At 49.5% G+C, this 22113-nt stretch carries 22 protein-coding genes; 16 read left to right on the top strand and 6 right to left on the bottom strand.

Annotated features, from left to right (window positions below):
- Positions 1 to 136: 136 nt before the first annotated feature.
- The 10 genes from JUB14_RS12845 to JUB14_RS12800 all read left to right on the top strand — a co-directional run bounded on the left by JUB14_RS12845 (position 137) and on the right by JUB14_RS12800 (position 8578).
- Complete coding sequence (locus JUB14_RS12845; protein ID WP_207506559.1) at positions 137 to 664, top strand: GNAT family N-acetyltransferase; 528 nt, start codon at positions 137 to 139, stop codon at positions 662 to 664.
- A 157-nt stretch (positions 665 to 821) separates the two neighbouring features.
- The gene (locus JUB14_RS12840) at positions 822 to 1970 is read left to right on the top strand and encodes a C45 family peptidase (protein WP_207506557.1); all 1149 of its coding nucleotides are present in this window, start codon (positions 822 to 824) and stop codon (positions 1968 to 1970) included.
- A gap of 124 nt (positions 1971 to 2094) precedes the next feature.
- Positions 2095 to 3159 carry an NAD(P)H-dependent flavin oxidoreductase gene (locus JUB14_RS12835; protein ID WP_207506555.1) on the top strand — a complete coding sequence of 355 codons (1065 nt, stop codon included), beginning with the start codon at positions 2095 to 2097 and terminating at the stop codon, positions 3157 to 3159.
- Between the two features lie 47 nt (positions 3160 to 3206).
- Positions 3207 to 4121 (top strand): DUF6454 family protein, encoded by a 915-nt coding sequence (locus JUB14_RS12830; protein ID WP_207506553.1) that lies wholly within the window; start codon positions 3207 to 3209, stop codon positions 4119 to 4121.
- Between the two features lie 201 nt (positions 4122 to 4322).
- Positions 4323 to 4859 (top strand): LVIVD repeat-containing protein, encoded by a 537-nt coding sequence (locus JUB14_RS12825; protein WP_229367804.1) that lies wholly within the window; start codon positions 4323 to 4325, stop codon positions 4857 to 4859.
- 12 nt (positions 4860 to 4871) lie between these two features.
- The gene (locus tag JUB14_RS12820; protein ID WP_207506551.1) at positions 4872 to 5648 is read left to right on the top strand and encodes an LVIVD repeat-containing protein; all 777 of its coding nucleotides are present in this window, start codon (positions 4872 to 4874) and stop codon (positions 5646 to 5648) included.
- Positions 5645 to 6340, top strand: coding sequence for a DUF3575 domain-containing protein (locus JUB14_RS12815; protein WP_207506550.1), 696 nt, complete (start codon positions 5645 to 5647; stop codon positions 6338 to 6340). The genes JUB14_RS12820 and JUB14_RS12815 overlap by 4 nt, the downstream gene beginning before the upstream one ends.
- Positions 6341 to 6429: 89 nt before the next feature.
- Positions 6430 to 6924, top strand: coding sequence for a heme-binding domain-containing protein (locus tag JUB14_RS12810; RefSeq protein ID WP_207506548.1), 495 nt, complete (start codon positions 6430 to 6432; stop codon positions 6922 to 6924).
- A gap of 83 nt (positions 6925 to 7007) precedes the next feature.
- Entirely contained in the window at positions 7008 to 7883 is an 876-nt protein-coding gene (locus JUB14_RS12805; RefSeq protein WP_207506547.1) for a dienelactone hydrolase family protein, read from the top strand.
- A gap of 143 nt (positions 7884 to 8026) precedes the next feature.
- The gene (locus tag JUB14_RS12800) at positions 8027 to 8578 is read left to right on the top strand and encodes a cupin domain-containing protein (protein ID WP_207506546.1); all 552 of its coding nucleotides are present in this window, start codon (positions 8027 to 8029) and stop codon (positions 8576 to 8578) included.
- A 76-nt stretch (positions 8579 to 8654) separates the two neighbouring features.
- On the opposite strand, the gene JUB14_RS12795 is transcribed toward JUB14_RS12800, so the two are convergent.
- From JUB14_RS12795 to xth, 3 genes are all read right to left on the bottom strand, one after another.
- Positions 8655 to 8969 carry a ferritin family protein gene (locus JUB14_RS12795; protein WP_207506545.1) on the bottom strand — a complete coding sequence of 105 codons (315 nt, stop codon included), beginning with the start codon at positions 8967 to 8969 and terminating at the stop codon, positions 8655 to 8657.
- A 369-nt stretch (positions 8970 to 9338) separates the two neighbouring features.
- The gene (locus JUB14_RS12790; RefSeq protein ID WP_207506544.1) at positions 9339 to 11072 is read right to left on the bottom strand and encodes a hypothetical protein; all 1734 of its coding nucleotides are present in this window, start codon (positions 11070 to 11072) and stop codon (positions 9339 to 9341) included.
- A 439-nt stretch (positions 11073 to 11511) separates the two neighbouring features.
- Positions 11512 to 12291, bottom strand: a complete 780-nt coding sequence (gene xth, locus JUB14_RS12785) for an exodeoxyribonuclease III (RefSeq protein WP_207506543.1) — start codon at positions 12289 to 12291, stop codon at positions 11512 to 11514.
- A 202-nt stretch (positions 12292 to 12493) separates the two neighbouring features.
- On the opposite strand from xth, the gene JUB14_RS12780 reads away from it, so the two are divergent.
- From JUB14_RS12780 to JUB14_RS12770, 3 genes are all read left to right on the top strand, one after another.
- Positions 12494 to 14647 carry a S46 family peptidase gene (locus JUB14_RS12780; RefSeq protein ID WP_207506542.1) on the top strand — a complete coding sequence of 718 codons (2154 nt, stop codon included), beginning with the start codon at positions 12494 to 12496 and terminating at the stop codon, positions 14645 to 14647.
- Between the two features lie 248 nt (positions 14648 to 14895).
- Positions 14896 to 15525, top strand: a complete 630-nt coding sequence (locus tag JUB14_RS12775) for a DinB family protein (protein WP_207506539.1) — start codon at positions 14896 to 14898, stop codon at positions 15523 to 15525.
- Positions 15526 to 15608: 83 nt separating this feature from the next.
- Positions 15609 to 16064 carry a Gmad2 immunoglobulin-like domain-containing protein gene (locus JUB14_RS12770; protein ID WP_207506537.1) on the top strand — a complete coding sequence of 152 codons (456 nt, stop codon included), beginning with the start codon at positions 15609 to 15611 and terminating at the stop codon, positions 16062 to 16064.
- Between the two features lie 59 nt (positions 16065 to 16123).
- Here the strand turns inward: JUB14_RS12770 and JUB14_RS12765 are convergent, their stop codons facing one another.
- Both JUB14_RS12765 and JUB14_RS12760 read right to left on the bottom strand, forming a co-directional pair.
- Entirely contained in the window at positions 16124 to 16837 is a 714-nt protein-coding gene (locus tag JUB14_RS12765) for a hypothetical protein (protein WP_207506535.1), read from the bottom strand.
- Positions 16838 to 17237: 400 nt separating this feature from the next.
- Positions 17238 to 18005 carry a cupin domain-containing protein gene (locus tag JUB14_RS12760; RefSeq protein ID WP_207506533.1) on the bottom strand — a complete coding sequence of 256 codons (768 nt, stop codon included), beginning with the start codon at positions 18003 to 18005 and terminating at the stop codon, positions 17238 to 17240.
- Positions 18006 to 18095: 90 nt separating this feature from the next.
- Between JUB14_RS12760 and JUB14_RS12755 the strand changes: the two genes are divergently transcribed.
- The 3 genes from JUB14_RS12755 to JUB14_RS12745 all read left to right on the top strand — a co-directional run bounded on the left by JUB14_RS12755 (position 18096) and on the right by JUB14_RS12745 (position 21012).
- Positions 18096 to 19073: a helix-turn-helix transcriptional regulator gene (locus tag JUB14_RS12755; protein ID WP_207506532.1), complete on the top strand. Its 978-nt coding sequence runs from the start codon at positions 18096 to 18098 to the stop codon at positions 19071 to 19073.
- Positions 19074 to 19277: 204 nt separating this feature from the next.
- Positions 19278 to 20012: an acyl-[acyl-carrier-protein] thioesterase gene (locus JUB14_RS12750; RefSeq protein ID WP_207506531.1), complete on the top strand. Its 735-nt coding sequence runs from the start codon at positions 19278 to 19280 to the stop codon at positions 20010 to 20012.
- A gap of 79 nt (positions 20013 to 20091) precedes the next feature.
- Complete coding sequence (locus JUB14_RS12745; protein ID WP_207506530.1) at positions 20092 to 21012, top strand: aspartate carbamoyltransferase catalytic subunit; 921 nt, start codon at positions 20092 to 20094, stop codon at positions 21010 to 21012.
- Between the two features lie 22 nt (positions 21013 to 21034).
- On the opposite strand, the gene JUB14_RS12740 is transcribed toward JUB14_RS12745, so the two are convergent.
- Positions 21035 to 21739 (bottom strand): DNA alkylation repair protein, encoded by a 705-nt coding sequence (locus JUB14_RS12740; RefSeq protein WP_207506529.1) that lies wholly within the window; start codon positions 21737 to 21739, stop codon positions 21035 to 21037.
- Positions 21740 to 22113 lie beyond the last annotated feature (374 nt).

Here is a 22113-nt window from a genome sequence, read left to right as displayed (position 1 = left end):
CTATACCTTGTATCCTGCTTCGCTTTGAGTGCATTAGTTTCATTATGTACACAGTAGTACCTGCGTCTAATTCCAGGCAGCAGATCTTTACTACCAATAAAAAGTTCAAAGGATATGAAAACGCAGATCATACCAGATGAAATTTGACCACTATATCATACGCCCGTTAACGACCGACGACCTGGTACCTTATTTTGACATGGTTGAGCGGAACCGTAAGAGACTGGAAGATTTCTTTACCGGTACCGTATCACGAACCCAAAGCCTGGATGCTACCAGGGAGTTTCTGGCCGATATAACGGAGCGGGCCAAAAGCCGGACCTACTTCCCCTACCTGATCATTGACGAACGGGATGGACGGTTGGCGGGCTTTCTGGACCTGAAGAATATAGACTGGATGGTTCCAAAATCAGAAATAGGTTTCTACATCGATAAAGAATATGCCGGTAAAGGGGTCGGTACAAAAGCCCTGCAGACCTTTTGTACCTATTGCTTCACAACTTTCGGTTTTCGAAAGCTTTTTCTCAGAACCCATGTGAGCAATACCGCGGCCAGACGCATGGCCGAAAACAGTGGCTTTGAACGGGAAGGTGTGCTGCGCTGCGATTATAAAACTACTTCCGGCGAACTCATTGACCTGATCTACTACGGACGTTTGAATTAATATTGCCCTAAAGTACCTACTCCACAAGGCCGTCGTAAGTACAGGAAGTATACCTTGTAATCTGCTTCGCTTTGAGTACATTAGCTCCATCAAGTACCCATAAGTACTTACACTCCAGATAGCTGGCCTCACTACTACCTACAAGAGCTCAAAGAATATGAAAAAGATATTGATGAAGGGAATCTTCACTTTTGTAATAGGTGTGGTGCTCGCTGTTCCGGTGTACGCCTGCACCATTTTCGTCCTCACCGATGCCGAAAGAACCCTGTTTTTTAACAACGAAGATTATTCGAATCCAGCTACCCGAATCTGGTTTCTGCCCGGCAGTAAGGGGTACTACGGCATTGCCTACGTTGGGTTCGATAATGACTGGGCGCAGGGAGGTGTCAACACCGCCGGATTGGCGTTTGACTGGGTAGCAGGGGTAAATGAGCAGTACGTACCGGGTCCGAACCTGTTGAAACCACGGGGTAACCCCAGCGAACGCATGCTGGAAAGCTGCGCCACCGTGGAGGAGGCCATTGCCTTCTATCAGAAGTACCAGGAGCCCAGCTTCTCCTACGCCCGCATTATGATCGCTGACAAATCCGGTGCATCGGTGATTATTGGCGCCCGCAATGGTCAGCTGTATTTTGACCGATCCAGCCAGTCCAGAGGATTTGGTTATGGTAAAAAGGCCTTAGATGATCACCTGGCTAAAGCCCCCCAACCCACGGTGCAGGGTGGCTTGCCGATTCTGCAGGCCTGTTTGCAGCAGGGGCAGTATGCTACCAAGTACTCCAGTATATACGATCTTCGGTCGGGCGATATCTACCTGGTACCTCCGGGTGATCAGCCGGCGGAAATAAAGCTCAATCTGTCAGCCGAATTGGCAAAAGGGGGACATTACTACGATATGCCTCAGCTAAACAACCAGCTAAACCAGTCGCCATTGGCACTGAGGCCCGGCATGCGGCGCTTTCTACATGATGGATACACGCAAGTACCTGACCCAGATCCCGCCATTGACCAACGATTCAGGACTCTATTTGAAAGCAATGCCACCGGTTCTATGAAGGCTGAGGAGTTCAGTCCGGAACTGTGGCAGCAAATTGCCCCTAATGTAAAGGAGATTCAGGAAGAGGCTAAAAAACTGGGCAGGATTGAAGCATTTACGCTGCTGGAGCGCATAGTAACAGACCAGCAGCGGAGCTATCTCTATCTGATCGAGTACGAAAATGCTACTATTCTGCAGCGCTTTGTTCTCAATGATAAAAATCAGCTGACGGTGGTAAAGTCCGAAGGCTGGGAGCAGAAATCAAAGTAAGTCTTTGGGTACATGGCTGGCAGTAGAGCAGGTACTATGGGCAGAACTACTATATTACAATACCAGCAAAGGTGAATCTTTCGTATGTTTAGGAGTTGACTGTAAGCTATAAATAGTAACTACTATGAGCTGGAAAAGCACGGTAACTGACATCCTGAAGCTGGAATATCCTATACTACAAGCTCCGATGCTGGGAGTATCTACACCCGAAATGGCCGCTGCCGTATCCAATGAAGGTGGACTGGGTTCGTTGGCTGTTGGTGGTTTATCACCGGAAGTAACCCGACAACTGATCCACAAAACCAAAAGCCTGACCAATAACCCCTTTGCTGTTAACTTGTTTGCTCATGCGGTTCCTCCCTATACAGAGGAAGACCTGGAACCCATGCGGCAACTACTTATGCACCTGGCCAGCCAAAGAGGCTACCAACTCGATGCAACGGACCTGTCAGACTTCCGGTTTTATACCTACCACGACCAGCTAGACATCCTGATTCAAGAGGGCATCTCCATAGTCAGTTTCACATTTGGATGCTTAGACAGTACAAGCATTCAACAGTTAAAAAATGGGGGTTGCACACTCATTGGCACCGCCACTTGTGTAGAGGAAGCCTTGTATTTGCAGCAGCATGACATTGACATGATTACGGTTCAGGGCATTGAAGCCGGAGGACACCGGGGTACATTCCTCGATCATATCCCTCTGCCTCAGGTGGGACTTTTCTCTTTACTGCCACAGGTCAAGAGCGCGGTACAAGTACCCTGTATTGCCGCAGGTGGGATAAACAGTGCACAAACCATCAAAGCAGCCTTTGAACTAGGTGCTGATGCCGTACAAATCGGAACAGCCTTTATCGGAACAGACGAAAGTTTGGCCATTGCTTCGTATAAAGACAAACTCATGGCAGCAAAAGATACAGACACAACCCTAACCCGAGCTTTTTCAGGGAGATGGGCAAGAGGGATTCGCAACGAGCTCATGAGTGAAATTGAGAAATCTGGCGTCTCCATCCCCCCTTATCCACTGCAAAATAGTATGATAGCAAAACTGAGAAAACTAGCCCAGCAGGCAGGCGATAGTGACTACACAACCTTGTGGGCAGGACAATCCGCCGGAAGAACAGAAAGAGGGTCAGCCCGTGAAGTATTTCTAAATCTGGTTAAACAGTACAAAACACTATATAGCTAATTAGCCTGCAACACTGGCTTTGAAACCTTTCCACACTTTCATTCCCGATGCATCAGTCCGTAGCAAAGCTATTACTGTCAAGCTTAATCACGCTGCTTTCGTACGGTCCGGTATGGGCTCAGGAAAAAGCTCCCAGTGACCTCATAAGAAAATTCCGAGCCCTCCGCGACACCAGTACCTGGAGGCAGGTAGCGCAGGTACCTCTCCGATTTCCGGTACACCACCCGCAGGGCATGGTCAGGGTTGGTGATGACTTCATTCTATCGTCCGTGGAAGTACTGGACCGCTCGGCTGGAAAGGGTGTGGGACACTTGTTTAAATTTGACGCTACAGGCAAACTCCTGGCGGATGTAAAGCTGGGTGAAGGGCCCAAGTACCACCCCGGCGGCATTGACTACGATGGGCAGCATATATGGGTACCCGTAGCGGAGTACCGGCCCAACAGTAGCTCGGTAGTCTACAAGGTACATCCCGAAAGCCTGAAGGTAGTTGAAGTATTCCGGTTTGACGACCACCTGGGTGGCATCGTCCACAACACCGATGCCCACTCCCTCCACGGTATCAGCTGGGGTTCCCGAAATTACTATGACTGGAAACTGAATGCACAAGGCCAGGTACTTGCCGCCAACCAAAGCCCCGACCAGCTCCGCGTTCCGAACCCCTCCTACTACATCGATTACCAGGACTGCCACTACGCTGGCAGCCACCTGATGCTGTGCGGCGGTTTGAAAAGCTACCGCCAGGGTAATAATCTCTTTCGCCTGGGCGGCCTGGATCTAGTGGACTTGACCACGCACCAGCCCGTACATCAGGTACCGGTACCACTGTGGGCTCATTCGGGCCGCCCCATGACCCAGAATCCTTTCTGGCTGGAAAATACCGCGGAGGGGCTACGTGCTTACTTTGTTCCGGATGATGGGGAGGTCGCTACTCTGTATGTCTACGAGGTACTGGTGAAGTAGCCGTTTAAGCCCTCTATAACTTGATTCAGATAGTACCGGCCTCATCAATCCGCTTTCTCCGTACAGCAAGTTATCCAAAAGTTACATTTCAACCAGCAAATACAACGGTTGATTCGGCATGGTGCTTGCTGTGACTACTTCTTTATCTAGGTTTACAACCATAAGCCACAAAAGTAGCTCCTAGAAGAAACTATTATTCTTATGAAGATACCTGTCTACTCACTACTACTAGTGCTGACCATGACGGCCTGTAATACCGCTATGGACGAAGCCCCCCCCGGCCCCCGGTTTGATGGCACGGCCTATCGGCCTATCTATGCTACGGCTCAGGAGCAAAAAGACATTAAGTCTTTACCGGCCCGGCCCCTCCGCAATCCGGGCAAGATCTACCTGCTGGGGAGCTTCCTGTTCATCAACGAAATGGGCACCGGAGTCCATATCATCAACAACAGCGATCCCAAGAACCCGGAGAACCTGGCCTTTGTGTCCATACCCGGTAACTACGACATTGCCGTCAAGGGCCAATGGCTCTATGCCGACAATGGTACCGACCTGGTGGTATTTGACATCAGCAACCCGACAAATGTTAAGCTTGTCAAAAGGGTGGAGAAGGCTATCCCGCTCAGCAAGTACCCGCCTTTTCAGAATACCTACTTTGAATGTGTAGATGATACCAAAGGAGTAGTAGTAGGCTGGGAGAAAGTAGCCATGACCGTACGGCCCAATTGTTACCGCTAAACCACCCCACTCATGAAAAAAGTCTTCCGAATATTCTATATAGCCTTGATAGCGGGCGTAGTACCCCTGGTGATGTGGCAGTGCGAAACGGCCAACTCGGCCGACGTAGGTCCCGGCGTGACCGGAGTAGGTGGCTCTATGGCCCGCTTTGCCATTACCGACAACACGCTTTATATCGTCACCCACAACATCCTGGATGTGTATGATATTGCTAGTCCTTCCGAGCCGGTCCGTAAGGGTAAGGCCGACCTGGGCATGGGCATCGAAACCATATTCCCCTACCAGAAAAACCTGTTCGTAGGTGCCAACGACGGTATGTACATCTTTGACAGCCGTCAGCCTCAGTCACCTATATTGCTCTCCAAGTACCGGCACGTTATGAGCTGTGATCCGGTGGTGGTACAGGGTCAGTATGCCTACGTGACGCTGCGGGGAGGAGCCGCCTGCCGTCAGTGGAACAACCTCAGCTCGCTGGATGTGGTGGACGTATCCAATCCAGCCAATCCTCAGTTGCTTAGTTCCCAGCCCCTCGAGACACCCTATGGGCTGGGTGTGGATGGCAACAAACTGTTTGTGTGTGAAGGGGACAAAGGCCTGAAAGTATTTGATATCACCAACCCGGCCACCCCGACCCAGACACAGTTTCTGACGGATGTACCTTCGTACGATGTGATACCTAATAAAAATACCCTGATCGTAACCGGGAAGAACGGTCTGTACCAGTATCGCTACGACGGACAAAGTACCGGCACTTCTCTGGAACTACTCAGCAAAATACCTGTGGAATGAAAAAGCCCTATTTAATATTACTAGTAGCGCTGTGGGCGGGATTTAACGCAGGTTTTGCCCAGAGACCAGATTCACTAAACAGGCAGCCCATTATCAAGATCACACCACTCACACTTTTTGATCTGGACAATACCGTGCAGGCAGGCATTGAGATACCGCTGCCCAATCCTAAGTACAGTGTACAGCAGGAAATAGGCTACGGACACACGTCATTCAATGTCTTCCCAACGGAGCGCGAAGAGTACCCCAACAAGGAAACGTGGCGCTTCCGGACGCAGCTCCGTATGTACTACCGCCAGAACCGAAACGGAGCGGGGTACTTTGCGGCCGAGTATATGTTCAAAAAGAACAGCCTTCGGGAGTGGCGTGCCCAGGGCATGGATTGTACCAACCCATGGCAGTGTGCCTACTTTGAGAACCGTATAGTCAATCTGGGGCGCTTCCTCAGCGCCTACCATATCAAAATGGGCTGGCAGTATATACTCTCCCCCCGTATGAACCTGGACTTCTACTGGGGGCTGGGCCTGCGCTCCCTCACCGTACGGAATCTGAGTGTGGAGAATGAAACCCTGTTCACCGATGATGAACCAGTATGGTTCAGACCGGATAGTCCCGGCCGCTATGGGCCGGCTCCCAGTCTGAGCCTGGGTTTCCATCTGGGCTGGCTACTGGGGCCTATTCAGGTACGATAGCCGGTTTTGAGTAAGCCTGGGGATAAACCTGCTTATGGAAAGGTATATTTTAGTACCTTATCCATTCACTCAAAACTCCTCATTCTACTATGATCGGTAAAATCTTTCTGGGCGTACTCGTTTTGCTCGTTGTCATCCAACTCATTCGTCCTACGCCTAATAATTATAACGACCGTACCTATGACATCGCTACCCGCTACAGCGTGCCCGAAGATGTGCAGCACATCCTGAGCGTAGCCTGTAACGACTGCCACACCAACCAGACTACTTACCCCTGGTACTCTAATGTGCAGCCAGTAGCCTGGTGGATGGACCACCACATACAGGAAGGTAAGCAGCACCTTAATTTCTCGGACTTTACCCGGAGGCCCCTGGCGATACAGTACCACAAGCTGGAAGAAATTGTGGAAGTAGTGGAAGAAAGTGAAATGCCCATGAAGGAGTACACCTACCTGGGTATGCATCCGGAGGCTAACCTGACTGAGGTACAGAAGCAGCGCCTGATCCAGTGGGCCCGCGCGCAGATGGATACGCTCAAGGCCAACTACCCTGCCGACAGCCTGGTACGGAAGCGCCGCGGCTAGTTGATGTAGGTATCAAAACAAATAAGCTACTCCCGGTGTAATAGGTGACGTAGCTGTATTTAACCAAAATTTATATTCAACTTATGTCAAGACTTCTGATCATACTCCACCTGCTGCTGGTAGGTAGCCTGAGCTTCTGGGGCTGGCGGCCCGCTGCTCCCGTAACAGAGACGGCCATACCGGTATGCTTTACGCCGGCTATTGCCGAAGATGGCATGAAACAGTTTGCGCTGGACCCGGCTTTTCAGGCGTTGCACCCGGCTCCCCTCCCGCTCCAGTACCAAGCAAAGGGCCAAAACATCACTTTCAAGACTCCCGACGGGAAAGAGGCCAACGGGTACCTGATCAAAGCCGCTAAGGCGAGCGACAAGTGGCTGTTTGTGTACCAGGAGTGGTGGGGACTCAACGACTACATCCGTCGCGAGTCGGACCGCTACTACGACGACCTGCGCGGAGATGTGAACGTACTGGCGCTCGACATGTACGACGGACAGGTGGCTACCACGCCCCAGGATGCCGGTAAGCTGGTATCGAGCGTAAAAGAAGATCGCCTAGTCAATATCGTGAAGGGCGGACTGGCCTATGCCGGACCTAAGGCGCAGGTAGCCAACGTAGGCTGGTGCTTTGGGGGAGGCTGGTCGCTGCGCTCAGGACTGCTGGGTGGTAAGAACACCATCGGGGTAGTGATGTACTACGGTATGCCGGTGCAGGATGTACAACAGCTCAAGACTCTTAACAGCGATGTACTGGGCGTATTCGCCACCGAGGAGCGTATCTCGAAGGAGGTGGTTGAGCAGTTTGACGCCAACATGGACAAGGCAGGTAAGCAGCTTATCTATAAGATTTTTCCCGGGGTACACGGCTTTGCCAACCCCAGCAATCCCAAGTACGACCAGCTCAACGCCGAGCAGGCCTACGGTATGTCCATCGCCTACCTGAAAGATAAGTTTAACGTATAAGACCAGAGTATATCTATACAGGGCATACCGGTCATGAACAGACGGTATGCCTTTTTTTATGGCCTAACGTCCAGCAACCAGCCATGACAATTACCAAAATTGAAGTACAATAAAAGTTTTCGTCTATTAGCTAACACAGAAAAATGGCCTACCAAAACAAGACAATTTCGAATCCCAGAACACACCAGACCATCCGATTTCTACGGACAGGCAAGGACACCAATGGGCAACTCCTAGAAATGGAAGCTACTTACAATGCTTTCTCCAAAGAACCGGCTGCCCACTACCACCCCCATCAGGAGGAAGAGTTTATCGTTTTAGAAGGGGAAATGACCGTACGGATCGACGGTGACCTAAGAGTATTGACAAAGGGAGATAAACTACATGTCCCAAAGAACAAAGTCCACTCGATGTGGAACAACACCACTACCAAAACCGTCGTAAACTGGAAAGTGCGCCCTGCTTTGGAAACAGAGCACCTGCTCGAAACGCTCCACGGGTTGGCCAATGACGGCAAAACCAACGAAGCGGGTATGCCTTCTCTCCTGCAGGTGGCCGTTTTGATCGATAAGTACAATCATGTGATGCGACTGGCTAAGCCCTCCTATGCCGTTCAGAAATCTTTATTCACTATCCTGACTCCCTTTGCCTACCTGCTGGGATACAAGCCAACGGATAAGAAGTACCTTGATTAAGACTATGCCCTCTTAGTACCAGACACTACGAAAGCAAAGGCGGCTGTCCGTATATGGGGCAGCCGCCTTCTTGTTCCTACTCTGCCTCTTCTTCGGCTTTTTCTCCCAGATCGACAATGTCACCTTCCTGAAAAAGGATCATCTGCATAATCTGTCGCCACTTGGGCTTTTTCCTGAGCAGAAATTCCAGATCCATAGCAAAGTGTTTGAACTCTTCCTTCTGTGCATTCTGCATAATGCGTTTGGCCTGATCGTCTTTCTCAACCGATATGCGTTGCTCATACCAGTCAATGGCTTCGGCCTCCTCGATCACGGAACGTACCATGCGGGCAAAGGTGCGGGTTTCTTCCGATAGCTCATGAGGTGGTTCGTGGTACTGGTCAAATCCCATTTTTCTTGTTGTTTAAGATGAGTATATACCTAAAACAACCCATTCTGCAACCAATGGTTTTTGAGAGTTCCTTTGTCCCCTATCCGAATTAGTCCGCTCCTACTAGGGCCGTCTCTTACTTATATTCATGTTCTCCAGTACATATCGGTTGATCAACGATATACCATCATCAAATTGGAATGCAATAGTAGGACTGGCAGGATTAGCATATAATAAAGGATCAGTATATAGCAGGGGTCTATGGTTAACATTGATATTCTCGCCGCACTTGCCAATTGCCAATCAGGCTAACTAAAACCTACCTACCATAGACGAGGTAGGTAGGTTGATCGTGGCAGGTCTATAGTGTGATTAAGGTATCTCTTTGCCTTATTCTGCCTCAGAGTTGGTCCGTCCTCCCTTAAAGCTCTCAAACAACTTGGTATAGCGATTGACTGTAGTACCAAACGATTCCAGTGCAAAACCTACTGCGACTTCCACCCCCCGTGCTGACACCTTATCCATTGACTTTTCAATCTCTTCCAGCCGTTGTGGGTCCGGATCCGGAAATTCTTCCCGCAAAGCTGCCAACGCTCCCCCCAAAGCTATGTCCAGTACCAGTTCAGGATCCAGCCACGGTACGGGATCAGGACCAGGCTCGGGCCCGCGCGGCGGCAGTGGTAGCCAGGGATCTACAAGATCCAGCCATGGTTTAGGGAAGACACGTTCAATCTCGTACAGGATGATTCTTCGTGCCTGGCATGCACCTACGTACTGGCCAAGAACATCGCGGGCGTGACGGCCAATATCCAGCAGGTTACGGGTATCAAGTTTGGCCAGTGGAATGTCCGCCTTGGTCATTACGGCTTCCATCACCCGGTCAGTCCAGATCACTCCCCACTTAAGCCGACGTTGCATACACACGATCTGCGATGGCCGGGATAACCATACCGCTATATTTCGGAAATACGTTTTAATCTGTTCCAGATGGGCCATACCAGCGGGAGAAGCCAGATAACCTAACCGCTTGGGATCACCGAAAGGTGCTCCCTGATCACCAATCAGGTTAATATTCACGAAGTGGTGCCAGGTGGGGTCCGTCACTACCCTACCGACTTTAGCCAGATGTCCATCGTAAGCACATATACCTCCGAATGTCTGTGCTACTGTCGGATCTTTTGTCGCCGATGCTGTATTACCGGCAGGTACGCTACTGGTGGAGATTATTTCCGGTAGGGGACGAGTCCCACCCCCAGCCGCCGGAGGATATTCGGGAACGGGCGGATTAACATAGTTAATTTGCTGGTTCGGATTAGCCGGAGCCACACATTCCCCCTCGTGTGGGTGGTCGGGCATTACCCGAATTACTCCACCAGGGCTACAAAGGAGCGGATGTGGATACGAGAATCTGAAGATGCCCATCCGCCGATGGTACATCTTAGGCTCTATTGGTTGGGGAACATCATCGGACTGGTCATTAAACTGACTTCCCGGACTACTACCCTGACGGTTGGTATCGTTACGACGTGAATGTGTCATGCTCACTTCACTACCTACGGCATCCCCGGCAGGTCCCCACAACCGCATAGATCGGGCTCGTGGTACTGAACCTCCCAGACAAGCGCCCAGCGACCCGTGGTCACCCGTTGCAAACAGTCCACCGCCACCATTCATGAACTGCGTGATGGCTGCCAGTTCTTTGTCACCTAGTCGGTCCGTTGGATATCCATTGCGCTGACGATAAATTGTATCTATTCCAAACAGCCACACCTGATCGTACTTGTCAGGACCAAAGTGCTCGGGATTGTCAAATTTAAACTGGGAGATTCGTCTTGTTATCCGGGTGTCCGGATCCATCATTTGTCCTCCTGAGCGAGCATGAATGTGTGCGAGCGTAATATCAAACTTTACGTGATACCCCGGCATATCAAGCAGACTTTCTACAAATGCCCGAAGACCAAATCCTCCAATCGAAAAGTCGAGGCCACCATCTGCAACAAGCAGCACTCTGACCCGGCATGGGCGAAAAAGTATAGGATAAAGTTTGTTCGGATCGAATGTTAGCAGATGGTCACGTTCACGGACCAGATCTAGCAACTTTTGATTGGTAAGTATCTCTTGCATGGCTTTTAAGATTTAGTTATTCTACACACTACGTCCATAGCTCTGCGTGACCGTTAGACTGGTGGGTGAAGGAGGAGGTACTACAAGTGCTTAGGTGCACTATCAACTTCTCCTGCCTGGTTCACCACCATTTACCGGTCACAAAGCATTATAGGGAGCAATAAAAAAATACTTAATAAGCGCTGCAGCTCTTAATTGTTGATAAAAGTAAGTACAATAGGTACCTACCTCAAGTAAACTTTAGGGAGTGGTAAGGACAGGGAAAACAGAGACTACATTTACCTTATACATTTGATGGCCAGAACTATGGAAGATATATACTAAATGGCTTAAATAGAAGGCAAAACGCTACCTTTTGAGCGATTATGACCACTCAATCAAAAGTTATACACAGTACTAGTCCGAAGCAGTAACGAGCATTAAAAGCTCCTTCTTGACGCTACACTCCCTCAGACAACTCCACCCACACCGGAGCGTGGTCACTGGTTTTCTCCCAACCCCGTACATCCCGATCTACCCCAGTGGCAAGTAGGCGGCCCCTAAGCTGGGGACTGAGCAGGAAGTGGTCTATACGCAATCCTGCATTACGGCTGAAAGAGGTTCGGAAGTAGTCCCAGAAGGTGTAGATGGTCTCGTCCGGGTGGAGGTGCCTGATGGCATCTACCCAACCCTGGCTAAGGAGGGAATGAAAGGCCGAGCGAGACTCGGGTCGGAAGAGGGCATCATCCAGCCACCGATCCGGCCGGTACACATCCCGCTCGGTAGGTATGACATTGTAGTCGCCGGTCAATACTATGGGTTTATTGAGGGTAAGCAGGTGGGCTGCGTAGCTATTCAGCCGCTCCATCCATTGCAGCTTATAGTCAAACTTGGGCCCGGGAGCCGGATTGCCATTGGGCAGGTACAGGCAACCGATCAGGATACCATTCACTTCGGCCTCAATGTAGCGGCTCTGCTCGTCGTTCGGATCACCCGGCAGTCCCCGCTTTACTTCCCCGATATCGTGGTGGCGGGTCAGGATGGCTACTCCATTCCAGCTTTTTTGCCCGTGCCATACCGCCTTGTACCCTACCCCAGTGATGGCTTCCTCCGGAAACTTCTCGTCCGGGGCTTTCAGCTCCTGCAGACAAACTACGTCCGGTGCAGTAGTCTGCAGCCAGCGAAGCAGCACCGGAAGCCGGGCGTTGATTCCATTAACATTGTACGTAGCTATTTTCATAGGTATAGTAGTATGTACGGCTCACGTCGGTTTATGTAGTCCCAGCGTGTGGTTTGAGATAAATTAGCAGACCTTTTAATTGACCTACTAATCATTTATCTATTTTTAGGCTTTTTAGTTTATAACATAGAATACAGTAGGGAACTGCCACCTGGGTGGTAACTATCCCTACCAGAACGATTGTTTTATAAAACTTCATCCTATGAAAAAAGTAACTATTACGTTTTTACTCAGCATCACCCTCGTATTCAGGGCCGCCGCCGACGAAGGTATGTGGCTCCCCCTACTACTGGGGCAGCAGGTCTACAACGACATGGTCAAGAAAGGACTTAAACTTTCTAAAGAACAATTATACAGCATCAACAAAGCCTCTATTAAGGATGCCGTAATTATTTTTGGCAACGGCTGTACCGGTGAGATTGTAAGCTCCAAGGGCCTGATCTTTACCAACCACCACTGCGGGTATGGCGCCATTGCCAGCGCCAGCTCCGTGGAGCATAACTACCTTCGTGATGGCTTCTATGCCAAGAGCAACAGCGAGGAGATTCCCACTAACCTGACTGTACAGTTTCTGGTCAGGATTGAGGACGTGACCAAAGAGGTGAATGATTCGCTGATGGGCTTGTCCGGTGCGGCCAGAGCCAGCAAGCAGGCCGCGGTAATGAGCCATATCAACAGCCGGATGAGCGACCTTTCCAAAAACCTCGAGACCCGGATCAGTCCACTCTTCAAGGGCAACCAGTTCCTGGCATTTGTGTACCAGCGCTACAATGATGTGCGCCTGGTAGGTACTCCGCCGGAGAGCGTAGGTAAGTTTGGGGGCGATACCGACAACTGGGAGTGGCCCCGCCACACCGGCGACTTTTCGGTATTCAGGGTGTACGCTACTCCCGATGGCAAACCGGCTCCGTATGCCACGACCAACGTACCGCTCAAGCCTAAGTACCATCTGCCCATTTCGCTGAAAGGCGTTAAGGAAAATGACTTTGCGATGATCTTTGGCTACCCGGGCGGTACCAATCGCTACGAATCATCGTACGGGGTACAACTGGCAACCGAAGTGAATAACCCTACGCTGGTCAAGCTGCGGGACATGCGCCTTAAGTACATGTTTGAGCAGATGAAAAATGATCCGGCCATCAAGCTCCAGCTGGCTTCGGACTATGCCTCCATTGCCAACTACTGGAAGTTTTTTAAAGGCGAAACCGAGCAACTGCTTAAGTACGATGTGTACGGACAGAAGAAAAAGGAAGAAGAGGCTTTTATCAAGTGGGCGCAGTCTAAGCCTGAGTACAAGGAGATATTCGCTGATCTTGAACAGACCTACTCAGCCTGGAGCCCCTATGCGCTGCACCGGGTATATATCAACGAAGGTATTCTGGGCTCTCCGCTACTATCCTTTGCGGCCTCGCTACAGCAACTGGAAGCCACTATGGCCCAGGCCAATACTGCTGATGTGCAGAAAGCACTGGAAGCCGCCACTAACGCCCGGCAGAACTTCCTGAAGGGCCATAACAAGCCGTCGGACAAGAACATAGTCACATCAGTACTGCAGATGTACTACAACGATGTACCCAAAGACCAGCAACCCACTGTACTATACGGAGCCATTGGCAATGAATATGGTGCACTGGACAAAGCTTCAACCTATGAGCGGTACGTGGATCAGGTATTCAACAGTACCATCATCCTGAATGATGCGAAGTGGAACCAGTTTGTAAAGAACCCTGATGTGACCACTCTACGGCAGGATCTGGCCTACAGCCTGTCGAGCGCATTCATCCGTAACTACCAGAGCAAGTATCTGCCCCTGTACCAGCAGTTTGTTTCCAAAAACAACGAGTGGGGACGTCTGTACCTGAAAGGAGTCCGGGAGATGAATCCGGGCAAAGCCCTGTATCCCGATGCGACCTTTACCATGCGGGTATCGTACGGTAAGGTGGATGATTACCAGCCCCGCGATGCCGTCACGTACCAGAACCACACGACCATGCAGGGAGTATTGCAGAAGTACAAACCTGGTGATTATGAATTTGACCTGCCGGAAGAACTGGTCAAGCTGGCCCGAGCTAAGGAGTATGGCCCCTACAAAGACCCCCGCACCGGCGACCTGGTTGTGAACTTTATCACGAGCAATGACATCACGGGAGGTAACTCCGGCTCGCCCGTTATAAACGGCAACGGCGAACTGATCGGCCTGGCCTTCGATGGAAACTATGAGGCGCTCAGCCACAAAATTGCCTTTGACAAAGATCTGAACCGGACCATCAACGTGGACATCCGCTACGTACTTTGGCTCATTGACCAACTAGGTGGTGCTGATCATATCATCAAGGAACTGACTATTCGAAAATAACATTCTCTCTCCCAACAAAAAGCCCCGCCGGAGCGGGGCTTTTTTTATTCATTTCTAATTCTTCTACATCTAAATACATAATCTGAATCTGATGGCGGAATAGCCTAGGAGTTTAGGGTGAAGGTGAAAATTATCCGGTAAAACGGCGTAGGCCTGGACGGAGAAGTAACGGTCTAAAAAGTCGTTTTTTTACAAGCTGACTCTATAAAATCTGCTGAACTTGCCAGCGTACTCTTAAATCATCAGCCATGAAACTCTTTTATTTTTTAATTCTTTGCCTGGCAACAACTACAGCAGGCGCACAAACAACCCAAAAGCTATGGACAGAGCAGGACAGGCAGGTTTTGCTACTTGGACTGGACAGCACACAGAAGAACCTGCTGCATGAAGTCAGTGCTCTGAATGAGAAGCAAATGCACTTTAAGTCCGACAGCAGCCAGTGGTCCATCGCTCAGGTACTAGAACACCTGGGTGTTTATGAAGAATTACTGTACTGGGACCTCCTAAACAACCAGTACACACCTGAGATGCCCGAACTCGCCGCCCAAGTAAAAGGCGTAGACTCCATCATGATTGCCTACACGCACGACCCTATCAAGCTGAAGGCACCCTTAGTAGGGCAGCCGCTGGGCCGTTTTCATCGCAAGCAGGAGTCGATAGATTATTTCAATCGCTTCCGGGATGCCGTCACGGATTTAGTAAAAGTAACAGAGGCTGATTTCCGCCTGCATTTTATTTTTCGATCAGAGGAGGTCGGGGTTTGGCATATTCGGGACTTGCAGCAGTATACCTTACTCTGGATTGCACACACCGCCCGGCACACCAACCAGATCAGGAGGATTAAAGCCAATCCTGCTTTCCCTAAGCCTGCTCAATAGAACCTGTTGACTGGTTCCGGAATTTTGAATAAATAGCAGGTAACATAGCATCTGCTATTTATTCAAAATCTTTTAGTCAGGAAATGAAGAAAGCTATTTGTCTATTTCTTACCATGTGTCTGCTGGCCTGTAATCAGAATAGTGACAGTACTACCACTACCCATGATGTGCAAGCCGACTCTGCCGGAGCAGAAACGGCCACACGACCATCCGCGCCCTCCGCAGATAGTACCAGTACCAGCTATTCCAACGAGCGGTTCAGAGATGTGACGGTCAAGAAAGTGGACGAGCACACGTACCAGGTACAGGGTCAGGCTCAGGTATTCGAAGCGGCATTTAGCTGGGTGGTGGAGGATGGTCATAATGAGCTCAAGCAGGGCCACCAGATGACCAGTGCCGGGGCGCCTGCCTGGGGCTCTTTTGATTTTACGGTTGAAGTACAGAAACAAGAGCCCAACTCTACCCTCATGCTAGTCCTATATGAGGCCAGCGCTAATGATGGAAGTCGACAGTACCAACTACCGGTCCGTCTGGACTAAATACATGTAATTAAATAATCCTACGCCAGCTCCATCCACTCAGTAAGTACTACACTTCATTATGGCCGCTTCTTGCTTATATACACGTTTTCTAAGACGTACTTATTACCTGAAAACTCGGTGTCGGAATATCGGAAATGAATAGAGGGACGAGCTGGATTAGCATAGGACAACAGATCAGAATTGATCAGAGGTCTATCGGTGGCCGTCAGATTGCCACCACTTTTTATAATTGTAAGATTATACTTACCAGCCCGTACATTTACGGTGAATATGATAGTATGCATAGTTCCTGGCGGAATTGTACCCACTTCATAGGTTTCACCAGACGGAAAACTAGTAACCAGGATAACTCTACCAGACCTTTCGATGTGCATACGGGCCATCGTAGTGGCTGAGCCATCATCGATATCTACCATTAATCTGTCAAAAGTACCTGTTTGTATTCTCGTATAATAAAAATAGATTGGTTGTGTAAGATTAGTCCGGACTCCCTTAAATGAGAGCCATTGATTATGAGCTGTGAGGCCCGGGGCAGAGGCTGTGTTGAATTCTAATGCTTTTTCAGAAGCAGATGACGATGCCACCACTCTAATACGGGGCTGCTGTTCTCTCGTATAAAGGATGGAGTCTCCACTGGGTTCGCCGGGGATGTTTTTTTCTGGTAAACTGCCTATGGTCTGACTTTCAAAATCAGATTTCAAAAGTAAGGAGGAGCGGCACGAGGTCATCATCCCAACCAGCAGCAGAAGAAGTGGTAAGTCTCTTTTCATGTGAATGTTTTTTTGACTTACACGATAAGTTGATTTAGATAGCAGCATGATATACGGCTCCATCTGAACAGTTAGTCGCAAAAAACAAGAATAGGGAAACAAACGTAGTAGAGTTACTTCAAGCGGATTTAGCAACAAATCCATTTTGAAGTTAACTTAGCGCCCCAAAAAGTTAAAAAGGCTGAATGATTCACTCCGAAACATACCGTAGCCGAAACTATGAAGCTGCAACTGAAAGCTAATTGAGCAATATAATTAAGACAGCCCCACTAACGCGGCTGGGCATTAGTGGGGGGGCTGTCTTAATTATACACTTTTTATCAGGTACTAAAAAGTAAGAGGTGAAACTACTCCGCTGCTTTATTCGCTCAAAGCCACTGCCTCTACCTCTAAACTTCCGTTATTTGAAGTACTTCTCAAGTGCCTTGTCCTCGCCTTTCCACTGGGCTATTTTCGCCAGAGCATTCACAAGAGGCTCCTGAATAAAACCCGGAATATCGGGCAGATAGGTACCGCTATATCCCAGCAACAGCGCCATGTGCCAGGGATTATCGGTTATACCCCCCTTAAACAACCCATCGTTGGCGAGGCCATATACCACCCGGATGCTTTTCTCAAGGCCTCTAGCCGGCATGGTCTTAACCAGTAGTACGGTAATAGATCCAGTAGGGTTACTAAAGTAGTGCATTTCACCTCTCCGTGCTATGGCCTTGCCCCCTCTCTCCACTATTAACTCCTGCCCTTCTTTGCCCACCAGCGCTTTACCTTGCAGCACCGTAAAGTACTCATCAAAAGCCTTATGGTAGTGCAAACTATTGCCCCCGTGCGGCTCTACCTCTACCCTGATCAGTTCGTATGCCCCGCCGGTTTCTTTTCCGGTCTTCAGGAACGTCGACTTATAGTTGCCTTCGCTATTGATCACGGTGCGGTCAGTGCGATTGCCTACACTCAAATCCAGCGGGGGCAGGAATAGCGCAAAGCCGGTAATGGTCAGAAAAAGGGTGATAAAAAGGAATAGAGGTAAGCCCACAAGCGTATAGAGCAGCCTGATCCACAGGCGGTAGTTGCCCTTCCAGATACTAACAACTCCGGTGGGGTAAAATACAAATTCAATCCATTTCCAGGGGCGGGACTGACTGGCCGCGGGTGTAAGTGTTACTTCATTCATGGCTATTATTTGTTTTGGTTATTGTACCGGCAAATTTGTACCTTAACCTCCTCATTCTGTTACGGCTAAACGGATTATGATTACGGCAAAATGGATACAATAGCAAATCATAACTGGGGTGATGTTTTTAGCGACATTACGCACCAGGAAGTCTTCCGTAGTAGTCGCTATGCTGAGGTAGTAGGCTACTTTAACGAACCCGAACTAGCCTGTGCCCGCATTGCCACCATCCACACCCCGGGCGTCGAAATCATCCGCGCCGATATCCATAGCCAGCGTAAGCTGGTCCTGGTTGATCCCGAGAGCGTCGAAAAGATCAGCTCCTCGTTTATACTGGGGGGCGGTGTCGAGTCCCGCTTTTCGCTGAATAAAAGCTCCGTACGCCACTGGGACAGTACCCACTGCTTTCAGTACACACCCGACTTTCAGGGCGAGCACATTATACACAATCAGCAGCTACATGCTATATCGGTCTCTTACGACAAAGCCTACTTCCATAGCCTGGCTGAATCGGCAGGAATGCCCTATCTGGACCAGGTACTGAACTGCATGGAGCGAAGCGAAACCCTGCTGGTACCTCCCGGCATGTTAGAGCTTCAGCCCCGCATGGCCGAGCTGCTGCATGCCATCGAGCTATGTCAGTTTCAGGGCCTGACCAGGTACTTATTTTTAGAAGCTAAAATACTGGAACTGTTTGCCCTGCAGATCGAGCAGCTCAATGCTGGACAAACCAACAAGGATCCATGGAGTATCGCTGATCGGGAGCGTCTGAAAGCAGTTCATGAATATATCATCCGGCACCACCTGGAGTCCCTCTGCCTGGCAGATCTGTGCCTCCGCTTTGGCCTTAATGAATTCAAGCTTAAGAAAGGGTACAAGTACCTATTTGGTCAGACCGTTTTTGGGCATGTTCATACCTTACGGATGCAGTCAGCCCGGCACCTGCTTAGTTCAGGGCAAATGAATGTATCGGAGGTCTCCTTCCACATCGGGTACCAAACCATCAGCAGCTTTTCGGAGGCGTTCAAAAAGTACTTTGGCTATCTGCCGGGTAAGATCCGTACATAAGTAAACGCCATACCTACGGCTAAACACAACAGAAGTATAATGAGCATTATACCAGCTTACATCCTGCTGCTAAATCACTGCATTAGTGCAAAACCAGATGTAGTCAAGCCAAACTGGATTTAGCTGCTGCCGTTGTGAGAAGCCTGTAAGCGCTCCCGCCTCCCAAAATTTATCTACCTTTGTGCCCAAATCCAATTGGGCCTTATGATTCACTCAGAAACATACCGCATCCGAAATTACGAAGCTGATACCAATGGTAACCTGTGGCTGTCCTCCCTGGCGAACTACCTGCAGGACGCCGCCAACCGCCACGCCATCGAACTGGGTGCCGGAGCCCCCCAACTCCTGGAACAGGGGCTGGCGTGGGTGCTGTACCGGATGAAAATTACCATCCATCGCTGGCCCCGCATCCCCGAAGAAGTAACGGTAACTACCCACCCATCCGGCGAGGAGAGGGTGTACGTCTACCGCGACTACCGGATGTACGACAGTGAACATAACCTGCTGGTGTCGGCTACCTCTACGTGGCTCTTGTTTGACGTGATCAAAAGAAAACTCACCTCCCCCTCCCCCGATCTGAAGCAGTATTTTGAGCCCTATCACAACTTCCCTCACTTCCCCCGGGCTAAGGAGAAGTACCCCGCTCTACCTACTTCCTGGAAGTACCAGACGCAGGTAACGGCCCGCCACAACGAAATAGATACTACCCAACACGTCAATAATAGCGTGTATTTTCAGTGGCTGCTTGAGGCCCTGCCGGTGGAGTTTATTCACCAGCAGCAGTGCCAGACGGTAGATATTACTTTCAAGGCTGAATGTCTTCGGGGTGAACAGGTTACCTCCCTGTGTGAACCTTTATCTGATGGAGTATACCTGCATCGATTACAGAATGAACGGAGGGAGGAAATCGTGACCGCACTTACCACCTGGCCAGGCTGATATGGGTGCAGAATGAAAATTCTGTTTTCTGTTTGGGTTGGCTGTGCTTATCTTTGCAAAACTTTCCTGTAAAATCGCAATGGCACAACTTTCGGTTCGGCACCTCCTTGGCATCAAAAACCTTACTGAGAACGATATTCAAACTATTTTAGATACCGCTACCCAGTTCAAAGAAGTCATCAACCGACCGATCAAGAAAGTACCTTCCCTACGTGATATTACCATTGCCAACGTTTTTTTTGAGAATTCCACCCGTACCCGTCTTTCTTTTGAGCTAGCCGAAAAGCGGCTTTCGGCTGACGTGATCAACTTCTCGGCCTCGGGCAGTTCGGTAAAGAAAGGAGAAACGCTACTGGATACCGTCAATAATATCCTGGCGATGAAGGTGGATATGATCGTAATGCGACACAGCAGCCCCGGGGCACCGCACTACCTGTCGAGTCGCATACCGGCCAACGTAGTCAATGCTGGTGACGGTACTCATGAGCACCCTACACAGGCCTTGCTGGATGCCTTCTCGATGCGGGAAAAACTAGGCAACCTGGCCGGAAAGAAAATTGCAATCATTGGGGATATCCTGCACTCGCGGGTAGCTCTTTCTAATATATTCTGCCTGCAGAAGCTGGGCGCTGAGGTGATGGTATGTGGCCCTACTACCCTTATCCCAAAGTACATTGGCGAGCTGGGAGTAAAGATCGGTCATAATGTACGGGAAGCCCTGCAGTGGTGCGACGTCGCGAACGTCCTCCGTATACAGCTGGAACGTCAGCAAATCAAGTACTTCCCCTCCCTACGCGAATACTCGTTGTACTTTGGTATTACGAAGCAGATGCTGGACGAAGTAAATAAAGAGATCGTACTGATGCACCCGGGCCCTATCAACCGGGGGGTTGAGCTCTCGTCAGATGCCGCCGACTCGCAACATTCCATTATCCTGAATCAGGTCGAGAATGGGGTAGCCGTGCGAATGGCGGTTCTTTACCTGCTGGCTCAGCAGTAAATCAGCTATTTAGTGACTGTACTTATTCTGATCCTTTTTCGGTACCAGGTTCTCCGGCACCCTTGATCTTTTTTATCTGATCGGGTGCACTGGGGGCTTTAAATTGATTTCCTTCCAGTTCCACAATTACATCTCCGATTTCCTTAGCTACCTGCATAGCCTTTTCGCTCAAGGGACTGTACAGTCCTCCCACTGCTATAATAAAGTTATTCATACTGTACCGTACCCGATTTGCCTTTTCATGAATCGTAGTCCGTACGGTATCCAGTAACTGATCTATCTCCTGCTCGTCCAGCTCATCATCCGGCAAAAACGCCACCAGATGCGCCCAGGTAGCCCAGCCGGCATTGGCAACCATTTCCTGATCAGAATTGATCCACTTCCGGGCCATATCTGTACCATAAGGACTTTCGGCGGCTACACCGGCCACTGCATATTCACTAAGTATATACCAATTGGCTGCATTGACCCATTCTTCAAGAAGTTCCGGAGTCATTTGCTGGGGGTCAGCCATCAGCCCTGCCAGATACATGGCGTCAGAGTTACCGGTCCGATAAAGGGCTAGTGCAAGGGTGTGTTCGTGTTTGTAACGCTTTGCAATTTTTTTCAGGTCTCCGATTTTAACACCATATAGAGGTTCCCGAGCTCCCTGACTAAGGTATACTTTTTTATATGAGCTGTTGCCGTACCTGGCTAGCTCATTCATTACTTCTTGCACTTCTTTCATTAAGGTTTGGGTGTGGTAGTAGTCTAACTAAGTAAATTTACTTATTTATTATCAATAATATACGTTCTTTTACCCGTTTTAAATTAGTAAAATTAGTAAGTGGTTATAATTCCTATTGACTCTAGATCAATCAGACTATTTCTTTCCTTTATTTAACTTTTACAATACGAGACGCTTTATTTTAGTAAACAAGAGTTACAAAAAAGTTAGTAATCTAAAAGAATGATTGAGTCTACTTAAAGCCAATTTCTGGCTTTAAGTAGACCTGAAGGCAGGTTTAACCAGACATCACCACCGTTTGTTACTATTCCTGGCGCAGCCCAGACATAAAACGTTGAATAGAACTATTTTAATATAAAAGGAGGCCGGATCTA

The sequence above is a fragment of the Telluribacter humicola genome, assembly GCF_017355935.1.
GTDB classification, from domain to species: Bacteria; Bacteroidota; Bacteroidia; order Cytophagales; family Spirosomataceae; genus Telluribacter; species Telluribacter humicola.
Note: the sequence above shows the minus strand (reverse complement) of the source record. Positions and strands in the feature narration are given on the sequence as shown.